Consider the following 14,776-nt stretch of genomic DNA (forward strand, 5'->3'; position numbering starts at 1 on the left):
CAACCGGGTTCAGGAGGTCAGGCATTATAACCCTGGCCGTCCATCGGGTGTACCCGAATCGGGCAGCAGGCTCGGAGCAATGGGGGGCGTGTCACGCTGGCCGAGCCGTCTGGCCAGCGCGGAGAGCAGCTGGGGCTCGTCCACCTCCATCAATAGACCGGCCACCAGTGCGCCGTATTGGCGGTTGGAGAGTTCGGCCAGCAGGTATTTCTGGGCCTGCGGCGGCAAGGGCGAGAGCGCACTGAGCTGGCGCAAGGCCGATGCTTTCAATCCGGGATTGTCACTGGCGGCGATCAGCAGGTCGCTGGCAACATTGCCCTGATGGAAACGGTTGATGGTGAGCAACGCCGTGAGTGCATCCTGATCCACCGGCCGGTGCCACAAGCGGGCATACAGCGCAGGCTCACCGGTACCTTGCAACAGATACAGCAGCAGGCGGTTGTCGGGCAGATAGATATTCTGCGCCGCCAGTTGGCGCGCTTCACGTACCCAGACCGACTGCGGCTGGGTGTCGAGGGCCCGCAACAGGGCTTGCTGCTGCTGGGCAAGCGCGGGATTGCCACGGTAATAGATGCTCTTGAAGCGGAAACTGCCGAGCTCCAGCTGGCGGCGATAGCTGGCTTGCAGCGCCTGCACCTGCCACTCCCCCAGCAACTGCCGGGCGCGCGCGGCAAAATCGTAGACCGGCTGCTGCACCAGAAAACCGTCGACCTGCTGCTCCACCAGCCACTTCGGGGCCTTGCCAGCCTGAGCCTCGACCCACTGTTGCAACGCGGGGGAGGCCGGTTCGGCCGCCGGAATATCGCGCAGTAGTTGCAGCAGCAGGAACTCCCGCTGCTCGCGGCTGAGGGTCGCCAGCAGAGAGTCGATGGCGGCAAATTGCCCCTGTTGCAGACGGCTCGCCAGATAGCGCTGGTGCGTCTGCAGCGTCTCGGCGGTCACCGCAACCGGTGCAGCCTGCGCATAGGCCGGAATTGCGCTCAGCAACCCCAGCAACAACCAGAAAACAGGCTTCATGACGTCTCCATCCTTGTGACATCGGGATCTCATACTACTAGGGCGACCGGAAAACAGATAAACAAAAACCGCGACCAGGGCCGCGGTTTCGTCATTTTGTGACCGGACTTACTTCTGCTGACGCCGCATGGAGTCAAAGAATTCGTCGTTGGTTTTGGTCGCTGCCAGCTTGTCGATCAGGAACTCGATGCTGTCGATCTCGCCCATCGGGTGAATGATCTTGCGCAGAATCCACATCTTCTGCAGCTCGTCAGGCGCGGTCAGCAGCTCTTCCTTACGGGTGCCGGAGCGGGTGATGTCAATAGCCGGATAGACGCGCTTCTCGGCAATCTTGCGCGAGAGGTGCAGTTCCATGTTGCCGGTACCCTTGAACTCTTCGTAGATCACCTCGTCCATCTTGGAACCGGTATCGACCAGCGCGGTGGCGATGATGGTCAGGCTGCCACCCTCCTCCACGTTACGCGCGGCGCCGAAGAAGCGCTTGGGACGGTGCAGGGCGTTGGCGTCCACACCACCGGTCAGGACCTTGCCGGATGACGGGATGACGGTGTTGTAGGCACGGGCCAGACGGGTGATGGAGTCCAGCAGGATCACCACGTCTTTCTTGTGCTCGACCAAGCGCTTGGCCTTCTCGATCACCATTTCGGCAACCTGAACGTGACGGGAGGCAGGTTCGTCGAAGGTGGAAGCGATCACTTCACCCTTCACCATGCGCTGCATTTCGGTCACTTCTTCCGGACGCTCGTCGATCAGCAGAACGATCAGTTCACAGTCCGGGTGGTTGTAGGCGATGCTCTGGGCGATGTTCTGCAGCAGCATGGTCTTACCGGCCTTGGGCGGCGCCACGATCAGGCCACGCTGGCCTTTACCGATGGGGGAAGCCAGGTCCAGTACACGAGCGGTGATATCTTCGGTAGAACCGTTACCCCGTTCCATACGCAGACGTTCGTTGGCATGCAGGGGGGTAAGGTTTTCAAACAGGATCTTGTTGCGGGAGTTTTCCGGACGGTCGTAGTTGACCTCGTTGACCTTGAGCAGCGCGAAGTAACGTTCGCCCTCTTTCGGTGGCCGGATCTTGCCGGAGATGGTATCGCCGGTACGCAGGTTGAAGCGGCGGATCTGGCTCGGGGAGACGTAGATATCGTCCGGGCCTGCCAGATAGGAGCCGTCTGCACTACGCAGGAAGCCGAAACCATCGGTCAGGATTTCCAGCACACCGTCGCCAAAGATATCTTCGCCACCCTTGGCGTGTGCCTTGAGGATTGCAAAAATAATATCTTTCTTGTGCGCCCGAGCCAGATTTTCCAACCCCATGGATTCGCCAAGCTTGACCAGCTCGGACACAGGAGTGTTCTTTAATTCAGTCAGATTCATAGTGGTGAAAGTCTGTAAGCAAGGATTGAATGAGGAGACAGTCTGCTGGATTGATGCTGATCGGATTTGATTGCCAGGCTGTAGTTAGCAAAGAGTCAGGCAAAAAGGTTAGCAAACGAGCGATAAATTAGCACCAATCGGGGTGAGCGTCTAGGTGATAAAACACAAGGAGCGCATTATTGCAATGCGCTCCTCTTTGATTATTACAGGTTGCCGTCCAGGAACTCTTTCAGCTGAGTCTTGGACAGTGCACCGACCTTGGTCGCTGCCACTTCGCCATTCTTGAACAGCAAGAGGGTCGGGATACCACGAATGCCGTACTTGGGCGGAGTATCAGAGTTATGGTCGATGTTCAGTTTGGCTACGGTCACGCGACCTTCGTACTCTTGGGCAACTTCTTCCAGGATCGGGGCAATCATCTTGCACGGACCACACCACTCGGCCCAGAAGTCGACCAGAACGGCGCCATCGGCTTTGATTACATCTGCCTCGAAGCTGGCATCGCTCAGCTGAACAATCTTGTCACTCATCTCCAACTCCAGTCAGTAATTAAGGCTTTATTGACATATCAACAAAGGCAATAGTTGCCCTATTTGAAATGATCCTGTTTATTATTGCAAGCCTAACCTGATAACCTACCGCCATGAGCAAAACACACTTAACGACCGACAAATTCGCCCAAATGGGCCTCGAACCCGAAGTTCTGGCTGGTCTGGAATCAAAGGGATTTCACTATTGCACGCCCATCCAGGCACTGTCTCTGCCACTGCTGGTAGAAGGTCATGACCTCGCCGGTCAGGCCCAGACCGGAACCGGCAAGACCATTGCCTTCCTGGCCGCGACATTCAACTATTTGCTGACTCACCCGCTGACCAAGCCCCGTCTGGTTAACCAACCCAGAGCCATCATCATGGCGCCCACCCGGGAACTGGCAGTACAGATCTATAACGATGCCGACAGCATCGCTGCTTCTACCGGCCTGAAACTCGGCCTCGCCTACGGTGGCGAAGGTTACGACAAGCAGCTGGCCGTGCTGGAGCAGGGCGTCGACATCCTGATCGGCACCACCGGCCGCATCATCGACTACTTCAAGTCCAAGGTGATCGACCTGAGCAACATTCAGGTCGTGGTACTGGACGAAGCGGATCGCATGTTCGATCTGGGCTTCATCAAGGACATCCGCTTCCTGTTCCGCCGCATGCCTGCCCCGACCGAGCGTCTGAGCATGCTGTTCTCCGCCACCCTCTCCCTGCGGGTGCAGGAGCTGGCCTACGAACACATGAACCACCCGGAACATGTGCAAGTCGAGCCGGAGCAGATGACCGGTGTGCGGATCAAGGAGGAGCTGTTCTACCCCTCCAATGAAGACAAGATGTTGCTGCTGCTCTCCCTGATGGAAGAGGAGTGGCCAGAAAAAGCCATCGTCTTCGCCAACACCAAGCATGTCTGCGAAGACGTGCATGCCTGGCTGGAGAACGACGGCCACCGCGTCGGTCTGCTGACCGGTGATGTGCCGCAGAAGAAGCGGATGAAGATCCTCGAGGATTTCACCAAGGGTGCGCTCGATATTCTGGTCGCCACCGACGTGGCCGCCCGTGGTCTGCACATCCCTGACGTGACCCACGTCTTCAACTATGACCTGCCCGACGATGCCGAAGACTATGTACACCGTATCGGTCGTACCGGTCGTGCCGGCAAGAGCGGTCACTCCATCAGCCTGGCCTGTGAAGACTATGCCTTCAACCTGCCGGCCATCGAGGAGTACATCCACCACGCCATTCCGGTCAGCAAGTACGACCGCGAAGCGCTGCTGGATGATGTGACCCCGCCGAAACGGGTGTTCCGCAACCGTCAGCCGGTGAACCGCAACATGCGGGATCGTCAGGGCGGTGGCAACAGCAACAACCGTCGTCGTCCGCCACGCAAGAGCTAAGGACAGGCCCAGTTGCACAACTCGCCTCTCTATGCCGCCATCGACCTCGGCTCCAACAGCTTTCATATGCTGGTGGTGCGCGAGGTCGCCGGTGCCCTGCGCACCGTCGCCAAGGTCAAGCGCAAGGTGCGCCTCGCCGCCGGGCTCGATCAGGAATTTCGTCTCAACCGCGCCGCCATGGAGCGGGGCTGGGACTGCCTGCGTCTGTTCTCCGAGCAGTTGCAGGACATTCCGGCCGACAATATCCGGGTCGTGGGCACCGCCACCTTGCGCCTTGCCACCAACGTCGATGAGTTCCTCAGCGAAGCGGAACGGGTGCTCAACCACAGCATCGAGATCATCTCGGGCGAGGAAGAGGCCAAGACCATCTACGAAGGGGTCTCCTGGACCTCTGCCGGGGAAGGCAACCGCCTGGTAATCGACATCGGCGGTGCCAGTACCGAACTGGTGATCGGCGAACATAGCGAAGCGAAACTGCTCAACAGCCTGCACATGGGCTGCGTCACCTGGCTCAACAATCACTTCGGTGATGGCGAGCTCTCCGAAGCGCGCTTCGCGCAGGCGATTGCCGCCGCCAAGGCGGTGCTGGAGAAGGTGGCGGAAGATTACCGCGCCCTCGGCTGGCGCACCTGCGTCGGCGCCTCCGGCACGGTACAGGCGCTGCAAGAGATCATGCTGGCGCAAGGAAAGAGCGAGCGGGTCACCCTGCCGAAGTTGCAGGAGCTGATGGGTCAGGCTATCGCCTGCGGCAAGCTGGACCGGCTGCAACTGGAAGGGCTGGCGGCCGAACGGCTGACCGTGTTCCCCTCCGGCCTCGCCATCCTGATCGCCATCTTCGAAACCCTGAATATCGAGAGCATGACCCTTGCGGGTGGCGCCCTGCGTGAAGGACTGATCTACGGTCTGCTGGGCAACAATCACGACTGTGATGCCCGGGATCGCACCGCCGACAGCCTGATCAGTCGCTATCAGCTGGATAAAGAGCACGCCGAGCGGGTACGCGATACCGCCGTCGAAGCGTTCAACCAGCTGCAACCGGCCTGGCGACTCTCCAAACGCTACGGTCGCCCAATCTTGCGTTATGCCGCGCTGCTGCACGAGATCGGCCTCTGTATCGAGTACAAGAAGGCGCCGCAACACGCCGCCTACATCATCGACAACATCGACATGCCGGGCTTTACCCCTGCGCAAAAGAAGCTGTTGTCGGCCCTGCTGTTCAACCAGCGGGACGAATTCAAGCTGGAACCGCTGGAGAAACAGGGTGCCGTCACCGCTCGTCAGGCGATCCGGCTGGCCCGTATCCTGCGCATCGCGCTGATCCTCTGCATGCGCCGCACCCAGGGCACAGTGCCCAGCTTCACCCTGCAGGCAGAAGAGGAGTCATTGACCCTGACCCTGCCCAAGGGCTGGATGGATGAACACTACCTGCGCGCCAGCGAGCTGCGGCTCGAGGTGGAACGCCAGCAGAAGATGGGCTGGCCGACCCGCGTACAGGAAGCCTGACTCAGCAACCTGGCTGTTTTGGAGCCGATCATGCCGGATTATCAACCCATCAGCTGCGATCTCTACGACTGGCTCGAAATTGCTGCCAGCTGGCAACTGCCGGTGACCCTCACCAGTCGCAATGGTCATCAGTGGGATGACAAGATCCGCACCATCGAAGCCAGCGAGGGAGTCGAGTATCTGTTGCTGCACAGTGGCGAGCGGCTCAGCCTGGCGGAGTTGGCGACTCTGCGCCTTAACTGGCAAGGGGAAGAGAAGCTGATCCGCTTCGCGCCTACCCGCTGAATCCGCTACGAAAAAGGAGGGCCAACATGACGTTGGCCCTCCTTTTTTGCATCCGCAGCTCACTCCGGCTGTTAACCCGCGGCCAGCGCCGCCATCACGTAGACATCGAAGCGGTTGCTCTTGGTCTCGATGGCCATACTGGGTTTGTGCTCGTTGAGCCAGCCCGCATAGTCCGGCCGCTTCACCACCACCCGCTTCTCAGCCATCTTGAGCGCAGCAGGCAGCAGGACATCCGCATCAAGATCCGGCCCTACCAGCGACTGGAACACCCGCATCTCCTTTTTCACCAGCGCCGACTTCTGCTTGTGAGGGAACATGGGGTCGAGGTAGATCACCTCGGGCCGCTCCGGTAGCGCCAGCAAATTGTCCACCGCCGGGCCTTGCAGCAGGTTCATCCGCTCGCTGACCCAGGAGCCAATCTCGGGATCTTGCGCCGCCCGCGTCAGCCCGTCTTGCAACAGAGCGGCCACCACGGGGCTGCGCTCGATCAGGGTCACCTTGCAACCGAGGGACGCGAGAACGAAGGCATCGCGCCCCAGACCGGCAGTGGCATCCACCACGGTCGGTGTGGCACCGGCCTTCAGCCCCACCGCCTTGGCGATGGACTGGCCGCGACCGCCGCCAAACTTGCGGCGATGCGCCACTGCCCCTTCCACGAAGTCCACATAAACGGCACCCAGCTTGGGTTCATCCAGCTTTCGCAGCTCCAGCCTCTCTTCAGTCAGTACCAGCGCAAACGGGGCAGGAAACTCCACGTCGGCAAGGCGTAAACGCAGGGCGTCGAGCTCGCCATCACGGGCGGGGACTTCACTGAAAACCTGAATATGGGGCATAGGTTGCAGACTCATGGCACGTACAGAAGCGGCCATGATAACAGAAGCGATGGATCAGCTCACGACAGTGAGGTTCATCCCCTGACGGTTGAGGGCGAGGTAATCGGTGAGGTCGTCATAGGCCAGCGGGCGGCTGAGCAGATAACCCTGGGTGAAAGCACACCCCTTCTGGCAGAGGAAGTTGAGCTGCTCGCGGGTCTCCACCCCTTCAATCACCACCTGCATACCGAGGTTGTGCACTATGTTGATGATGCCGTCGAGCAGCAGCCGATCCTGCTCGTTGAAAGGGATATGGCGCACGAAGGAGCGGTCGATCTTGACCAGATCGACCGGGAAGGTACGGAGATAATTGAGGGCCGAATAGCCGGTACCGAAATCGTCGATGGCCAGCTTGCAGCCCGCCTCGCGCAGGGCAGCGATCCGCACCCGGTGCTGATCGCTGCTCTCCATCAGCAGAGATTCGGTGATTTCGATGACAATGTCGGCAGGATCGAGCCCGAAGTGCTGGATCACCTTGAGCCACTCGCTCGCCTCGGGGTCGATGGTCTGAAACTCCATGGTGGAGCGGTTGATCGACATCTGAAGATCCGGGAAGCCGGACTGCTGCAACCTCGCCAGATCCCGGCACGACTGCCACAGCACCAGCGCCCCCAGCCCCTGAATCAGGCCAGCCTCTTCCGCCAGCGGAATGAATTCGGCAGGGGAGACCTGTCCCCATTGGGGGTGATACCAGCGCACCAGCGCCTCCAGCTTGGCCACCCGTCCGCTGCGGTTGTCCCAGATCGGCTGGTAGGCCATGGTCAGCTGCTCCAGCTTGATCGCTTCGGCCAAATCCTGCTGCATCTGGTGGCGCTGGCGCACCTCTTCCCGCATGGAGGAGCAGTAAGAGCCTATCAACCGCCCCTGCCGCTTGGCCGCAAACAGCGCCTGCTCGGCATTGCGCAGCAGCTCGTCGCTCTCGCTGCCATCGATCGGACAGAGGGTCATGCCGACGGTGGCCGTGACGTAAAGATGTTGATTCGCCAGCATAAACGGACGGGCAAAGCTGCCGATCACCTGCTTGGCAAACACCTCGGCCTGACGGCGGGTGACGATACCGGGCACCAAAAAGGCAAATTCGTCGCCGCCGATGCGGGCCACCAGATCTTCGGTGCGCACCCGGCTCACCAGCCGATCCGACACCTCTCGCAGCAGGGCATCACCAGCATGGTGATCCATGCTGTTGTTGACCGCCTTGAAGTTGTTGAGGTCGAGCACCATCAGCGCGAAGCGCTCGCCCCGCTCGCAGAAGCGGGTGAGGCAGCGGCCAAACAGCCAGCGGTTCGGCAGGCTGGTGAGGTTGTCGTAGTTGGCCTGGGTCGCGATCTTCTGCTCGGCCTGTTTGGTCTGGGAAAGATCGCTGAAAATGGCGATATATTGCTGAATCTTGCCGGCTTCGCGCAGGGTGCTGATCATCAGCTGCTGGGGATAGAGCTTGCCGTTCTTGCGCTTGTTCCACACCTCGCCACGCCATACCCCCACCCGCTCCAGCGCATGGTACATGTCGGCATAGAAGGTCTGATCATGCAGCCCGGACTTGAGCATGCTGGGCCGCTGGCCCCGCGCCTCGTCACCGCTATAACCGGTGATCTGCTCGAACGCCGGGTTGACCGAGACGATGCGGCTGTCGGCATCGCACACCAGAATAGCTTCGGAGAGGTTGTCGTAGACCCGGTGAGAGAGCTTGAGTTGCTCCGCATGACGCTTGAGAGGATCGATATTCTCCAGCAGCACCATCAGGTAGTCCGGCTGCTGCTGCTCATCGCGGATCAGGGTGACGGTTACCCGCCCCCACAGGATCTCGCCCCCCTTGCAGAAGTAGCGCTTCTCCTGGGTGAAGCTGCTGCGCTCGCCACGGTGGATCTGCTCGTAACATTCGAGACTGCGCTGCCAATCTTCGGGGTGATTGATGTCGGAGATGGAGCGATACAGCAGCTCGTCGAGGGAATAACCCAGCATCTTCTCGATGGCCGGATTGGCCCAGAGAATCCGGCCGGTGAGATCGAGCTTGCCGATCCCCACCGGCGCCTGAAACAGCATGCTCTGCAGCAGCTGGGGAGCATCGGGCACAGGTTGCGGCAATTGCCGTTGCAACATCAGTGCCAGTTCGCGCCCGGCCAGCGGCCCCAGCAACCTGAGCAGCCCCATCACCTTGCCCATATTGGCTTGCGGCTGGTGATAGAGCAGGCAGCAGACACCGATGGTCTCGCCATCCGCATCCTTGAGGGCAATCCCGGCGTAGGCCTGGGCTTGCCACGCCTCGGCGAGCGGCATCGCGGGGAACAGCTGCAGCAGACGATCGCTGAACCAGGCCTCTCCCTCCTGCCAGGTAATGGCATCAGGGGTGTCAGTCAGGGGCAGCGTCAGGGTATCGGGGTCAAGGGAGGAGGGGTAGGCAGCCTGCACCGTCAGATGGGAAGCATTTGATTCCCTGCTGGCGATCAGGACGACATCAGCCATCACAGCAGCGGCGATTTCACTCACAAAAGTATCGAAATATCCCTGGCCGCTCGAATGAGCCAGACTGGAGATGATTTGATAGACGGAATCGAGTGCTCGCCTCATGGCAAGTGGCTTTCTCTCCTTGAAGGTTAGAACACGACTCTACTGAAGAGCCGTGGGCAGTGCAAATATGCAATCAGCAAGATATTAAAAAGCCTTGAAAAAAGGGACCAAAAGGTCCCTTTTTGTCGTGAAAATCACGGTTTGATCCCACTATGCCGCAAAAAAGTATCTACTTGAAGCTCAGTGCGGTCCGGGGCCCTCAGCCTCAGGCGGCAATCCCGCTGTGTCTGAGCAGGGCATCCACCTTGGGCTCGCGACCACGGAAGGCACGGAACAGCTCCATCGGCTCCTTCGAGCCCCCCTTCTCCAGAATATTCTTCAGGAAGGATTGGCCGGTCGCCGGGTTGAAGATCCCCTCCTCCTCGAAGCGGGAGAAGGCATCGGCAGAGAGCACTTCGGCCCACTTGTAGCTGTAGTAGCCCGCCGCATAGCCGCCCGCGAAGATGTGGGAGAAGCTGTGCTGGAAACGATTAAACGCCGGTGGCGTCATCACGGCCACCTGACTGCGCACCTCATCCAGCAGCGCCGGAAGCTGCGCCGGATTGGCCGGGTCAAACTCCTGATGGAGACGGAAGTCGAACAGGGCGAACTCCAGCTGACGCAGCATCTGCATCGCCGCCTGGAAGTTGCGGGCAGTCAACATCTTCTCCAGCAGATCGGCAGGCAGCGGCTCGCCGGTCTCGTAATGGCCGGAGATAAAGGCCAGCGCCTCGGACTCCCAGCACCAGTTCTCGAGGAACTGGCTCGGCAGCTCCACCGCATCCCAGGCCACGCCGTTGATACCGGCGACACCAGCCACGTCGATGCGGGTCAGCATGTGATGAATGCCGTGGCCGAACTCGTGGAACAGGGTGACCACTTCGTTGTGGGTGAACAGGGCCGGTTTGCCATCCACCGGGCCGTTGAAGTTGCAGGTCAGGTAGGCCACCGGTTTTTGCAGCGAGCCATCCTGACGATAGCGACGACCCAGACAGACATCCATCCAGGCGCCGCCCTGCTTGTGTTCGCGGGCGTAGAGGTCGAGGTAGAAGCTGCCGCGCAGCTCGTCGTCGGCATCAAAGATATCGTAGAAGCGCACGTCAGGGTGCCAGGTGTCGATGCCGAGGCGCTCGCGCACCTTCATGCCAAACACCCGCTTCACCACTTCGAACAACCCCTTCACCACCTTGCTGGCGGGGAAATAGGGGCGCAGCTGCTCATCGGAGATGGAAAACTTGTGTTGCTTGAGCTTCTCGGCGTAGTAGGCGAGATCCCAGGCGGCCAGCTCGCTCTGACCGTGCTGCTCGGCGGCGAAGGCGCGGATCTCCTCCAGCTCTGCTTTGCCTTGCGGCAGGGATTTGGCCGCCAGATCGGTGAGGAAGCTCACCACCTGTTCGGTCTTGTCCGCCATCTTGGTGGCCAGGGAGAGCTCGGCATAGTTGGCAAAGCCCAGCAGCTGGGCCAGTTCGCGGCGCAGGGTGAGCAGCTCGCTCATGATGGCGGAGTTGTCCCACTTGCCCGCATTGGGGCCCTGATCGGAGGCGCGGGTGGTGAAGGCTTCATACATCTCGGCACGCAGTTCGCGGTTGTCCGAGTACATCATCACCGGCAGGTAGGAAGGGATATCCAGGGTGAACAGCCACCCCTCTTTGCCCCTGAGCTCGGCCATCTGACGGGCAGCGGCACGCACGCTGTCGGGCAGGCCGGCCAGTTCGGCTTCATCGGCCACCAGCTTGTGCCAGCCCTGGGTTGCATCCAGCACGTTGTTGCTGAAGCGGGAGGCCAGCTCGGAGAGGCGGGCCTGAATTTCGCCGTAACGCTGCTGCGCCTCGGCAGGCAGACCGATACCGGAGAGGCGGAAGTCACGCAGGGTATTCTGGATCTCCTTGCGCTGGGCGCCGCTCAGCAGCGGGAAATCATCGCTCTGGGAGAGGGCCAGATAGGCCTGATAGAGCCCTTCATGCTGACCGACATAGGTCTGGAATTCGGAGAGCAGCGGCAGGCAGGCGTCATGGGCCTCGCGCAGTGCTTCGCTGTTGAGTACGGAGTTGAGGTGGCTGACCGGTGACCAGATCCGTGACAGACGGTCATTTACCTCTTCCAGCGGGGCAATCAGGCTATCCCAGGTATGGGGTTCACGCTGGGCCAGCACATCGCTGATCTTCTGCTTGCAATCAGCAATCGCCTGAATCACGGCAGGCTGTACCTGCTCCGGCTTGATCTGGCTGAAAGGGGGCAGCGAATCCATTGTCAGCAAAGGGTTATTCATCCCGGTTACCTCTTGTTTGGTCTTGAACAGACCGCTTTAGCAGCTCTGTATGGCTTTCTAACATGTGGGCAACCCATGCAATAATCAAGCTGGAATCACACTCCCGCCCCCTTTTTGCCATTCGTCTCACAACCGGCACTCCGCCCGCCCCCTGCGCGTCAACTCATGACACAAGCCGCCGGGCCTGTGACCCATATTTGCCGCGCGACAAATCGGGAGTTCGCTCGCGCCGATTGCGATGGCCAAAGTCCTCACCAAGCCTGTGGCCATCAGCGTTGGCACCTTGTCGCGCATCTCGTTATTTAAGCAAACATCGTATGGAACACATTGAATTATTAAATTTTTCCAAAATGTGACATACAGAAGAGCACATTGATTAATTTATCTTCCCCCTCCTACCATATGTGGCTAATTTGGGGGCTGCTTGATTCTCTGTACCAGACAGAGGTCGGGTGAAAAAGGCAAGGTGGTTCGAAAGGCCACCACGCAAAGCCACCGGTCTAAGGGATTTTCCTATGACAGCGGGGCTGCCCCCGAAGCCCATCCCCTGATGGGCCTCCTTTTGCAATGTACGGAGCAATGATGAACAAGTTCAAACTCTCCCTGCTGGGCTGCCTGATCGGCGCCACCAGCCCCATGCTGCACGCAGCAACCGCTGGCCAGAGCATGGTCAACCCGCAATCCGGCGTAGTGGTCGGCTACTGGCACAACTGGTGCGGCGGCGCCGGTTATCAGGGCGGCACCGCCCCCTGCGTCAAACTCGATCAGGTCAACCCGCAATACAACGTGGTCGATGTCTCCTTCATGAAGGTCTATGGCAGCAATCCGATCCCGACCTTCAAGCTGGATACCGCCACCGGCATGAGCGAAAGCCAGTTCATCGAGCAAATCGCCGAGCTGAACCGCCAGGGCCGTGCCGTGCTGCTGGCACTGGGTGGTGCCGATGCGCACATCGAACTGCGTACCGGTCAGGAGCAGGCCTTCGCCGACGAGATCATCCGCCTGGTGGAGACCTATGGCTTCGACGGTCTGGATATCGATCTGGAGCAGGCTGCCGTTACCGCCGCCAACAACCAGACCGTGATCCCGGCCGCCCTGCGTCTGGTCAAGGATCACTACCGCGCCCAGGGGAAAAACTTCCTCATCACCATGGCGCCGGAATTCCCCTACCTGACCGCCAACGGCCTCTACACCCCCTATCTGCGGGCGCTGGAAGGCTACTACGACTGGATCAACCCGCAGTTCTACAACCAGGGTGGCGATGGCATCTGGATCGACGGTATCGGCTGGATTGCCCAGAACAACGATGCCCTGAAAGAAGAGTTCATCTACTACATCGCCGACTCGCTGATCAACGGCACCCGCGGCTACTACAAGATCCCCCATGACAAGCTGGTGTTCGGCATCCCGACCAACATCGATGCCGCTGCCACCGGTTACGTCAAGAATCCGCAGGATCTGTTCGATGCCTTCAACAAGCTGAAGAGTCAGGGTCAGCCCCTGCGCGGCGTGATGACCTGGTCCATCAACTGGGACATGGGTCGCAATGCCGCCGGTCAGTCCTACAACGAATCCTTCATCAAGAGCTACGGCCCCTTCATTCACGAGCAGGAGATCGCCCCGCCGATCGACAACGGCAAGCCGGTGTTCAGTGGCGTGAGCGATACCCGCATCAAGCAGGGCACCGCCTTTGATCCGCTGGCCGGTGTCACCGCCAACGACAAAGAAGATGGCGACCTGACTGGCCAGATCCAGGTTGAAGGCTCGGTAGACAACCAGCGCATCGGTCTCTACCCCCTCACCTACAAAGTGAGCGATCGCGACAACAACGTCACCGAACAGGTACGCAGCGTCGAGGTCTACAGCATGAAGCCGGTATTCAGCGGCGTCACCGACACCACGCTGGAGCTGGGCACCGCTTTCGATCCGATGACCGGTGTCAGCGCCCATGACGAAGAAGATGGCGATCTGACCGCCCAGATCAAGGTCAACGGCAGCGTCGACAGCAACAAGGTTGGTCGCTACACCCTCACCTATCAGGTGAGCGACAGCGCAGGCCAGCTGGTGACCCAGCAGCGCAACGTGACCGTCAAGGAACAGGGCGCCATCTGTGAAAACAGCTGGGATGCCAAGAAGGTCTACGTGGGCGGCGACATCGTCAGCCACAACGGCAAGAACTGGCTGGCAGGCTGGTGGACCCAGAATGAAGAGCCGGGCACCACCGGTGACTGGGGCGTCTGGAAAGTTCAGGGCGACAGCGATTGCGATGGTGGCAACAAACCGCCAGTGATCAACAGCAGCGACTTCACCGTCAGCGCCATGGGCTCCGACTACACCATCGTCAACGGTCAGGTCAGCATCCGTTTCAACGTGACGACCGCCAACCCGGTACAGATCACCGCGACCCTGGAGCAGAACGGCCGCAGCCACGGCACCACCAGCAGCAAGGTGAACGGCTCCAGCACCCTGGTATTGCAGGGCAGCAACGTCACCGATGGCAGCTACGACGTGGTGATCACCGGTCTGGCTGACGGCCAGAAGCCGGTGGTACAGCGCTTCCCGGTCACCCTGGCCGAAGAGAGCGGCAACGGCGGCAATGATGGCGACTACCCGGCCTACGCCCCCAATACCACCTACCAAGCGGGTGATCGAGTCAGCAACGCCGGTGGCAACTTCGAGTGCAAACCCTGGCCCTACAGCGGCTGGTGTGGTGGTTCTACCAGCCACTATGCACCGGGTACCGGCTCTGCCTGGAGCGATGCCTGGACCAAGCTGTAATCAGCAGGTCATAAGCAAGAGGGGGCCGTTGGCTCCCTCAGCCACTCGCATCAACCGCGATTGGCACAGCTCGGAGTTATGTCCGGGCTACATTCATAACGAAAGAGGGGAGCCATCGGCTCTAATGCCAGTCAGTTAAGCCTGACTGGCATTGTTTTTATTGGCTTTTTTCACACTATACCTCTGTGGCCTTGGCTTCAC

The 14,776-nt window shown here is 60.0% G+C and carries 10 protein-coding genes and 1 riboswitch; of the genes, 4 read left to right on the forward strand and 6 right to left on the reverse strand.

Going from position 1 to position 14,776, the window contains the following annotated elements:
- Positions 1-24: 24 nt before the first annotated feature.
- From BSP75_RS00755 to trxA, 3 genes are all read right to left on the reverse strand, one after another.
- Positions 25-1,017 (reverse strand): hypothetical protein, encoded by a 993-nt coding sequence (locus tag BSP75_RS00755; RefSeq protein WP_075111887.1) that lies wholly within the window; start codon positions 1,015-1,017, stop codon positions 25-27.
- Between the two features lie 108 nt (positions 1,018-1,125).
- Positions 1,126-2,391: a transcription termination factor Rho gene (gene rho, locus BSP75_RS00760; RefSeq protein ID WP_042656764.1), complete on the reverse strand. Its 1,266-nt coding sequence runs from the start codon at positions 2,389-2,391 to the stop codon at positions 1,126-1,128.
- Between the two features lie 203 nt (positions 2,392-2,594).
- On the reverse strand, positions 2,595-2,921 hold the full coding sequence (gene trxA / locus BSP75_RS00765; protein ID WP_005339416.1) for a thioredoxin TrxA: 327 nt from the start codon (positions 2,919-2,921) through the stop codon (positions 2,595-2,597).
- A 113-nt stretch (positions 2,922-3,034) separates the two neighbouring features.
- Between trxA and rhlB the strand changes: the two genes are divergently transcribed.
- Genes rhlB through BSP75_RS00780 form a run of 3 tightly spaced genes read left to right on the forward strand, consistent with a single transcriptional unit; the run spans position 3,035 to position 6,112 of the window.
- Positions 3,035-4,324, forward strand: a complete 1,290-nt coding sequence (gene rhlB, locus BSP75_RS00770) for an ATP-dependent RNA helicase RhlB (protein WP_042656763.1) — start codon at positions 3,035-3,037, stop codon at positions 4,322-4,324.
- Between the two features lie 12 nt (positions 4,325-4,336).
- Positions 4,337-5,827 (forward strand): guanosine-5'-triphosphate,3'-diphosphate diphosphatase, encoded by a 1,491-nt coding sequence (gppA, locus tag BSP75_RS00775; protein ID WP_075111888.1) that lies wholly within the window; start codon positions 4,337-4,339, stop codon positions 5,825-5,827.
- Between the two features lie 30 nt (positions 5,828-5,857).
- Positions 5,858-6,112: a Rho-binding antiterminator gene (locus tag BSP75_RS00780; RefSeq protein WP_075111893.1), complete on the forward strand. Its 255-nt coding sequence runs from the start codon at positions 5,858-5,860 to the stop codon at positions 6,110-6,112.
- Positions 6,113-6,183: 71 nt separating this feature from the next.
- On the opposite strand, the gene BSP75_RS00785 is transcribed toward BSP75_RS00780, so the two are convergent.
- The 3 genes from BSP75_RS00785 to prlC all read right to left on the reverse strand — a co-directional run bounded on the left by BSP75_RS00785 (position 6,184) and on the right by prlC (position 11,797).
- Positions 6,184-6,936, reverse strand: a complete 753-nt coding sequence (locus BSP75_RS00785) for a class I SAM-dependent methyltransferase (protein ID WP_075111894.1) — start codon at positions 6,934-6,936, stop codon at positions 6,184-6,186.
- Positions 6,937-6,999: 63 nt separating this feature from the next.
- A complete protein-coding gene (locus BSP75_RS00790) occupies positions 7,000-9,549 on the reverse strand; it encodes a GGDEF domain-containing phosphodiesterase (RefSeq protein WP_075111889.1) in 2,550 nt (849 codons plus the stop codon).
- 205 nt (positions 9,550-9,754) lie between these two features.
- Positions 9,755-11,797, reverse strand: coding sequence for an oligopeptidase A (prlC, locus tag BSP75_RS00795; protein ID WP_075111890.1), 2,043 nt, complete (start codon positions 11,795-11,797; stop codon positions 9,755-9,757).
- 450 nt (positions 11,798-12,247) lie between these two features.
- Positions 12,248-12,332: riboswitch (cyclic di-GMP riboswitch) on the forward strand.
- 47 nt (positions 12,333-12,379) lie between these two features.
- Between prlC and BSP75_RS22050 the strand changes: the two genes are divergently transcribed.
- Positions 12,380-14,575, forward strand: a complete 2,196-nt coding sequence (locus tag BSP75_RS22050) for an immunoglobulin-like domain-containing protein (RefSeq protein WP_075111891.1) — start codon at positions 12,380-12,382, stop codon at positions 14,573-14,575.
- Positions 14,576-14,776 lie beyond the last annotated feature (201 nt).

The sequence above is a fragment of the Aeromonas sp. YN13HZO-058 genome, assembly GCF_001921245.1.
GTDB lineage: Bacteria > Pseudomonadota > Gammaproteobacteria > Enterobacterales > Aeromonadaceae > Aeromonas > Aeromonas allosaccharophila.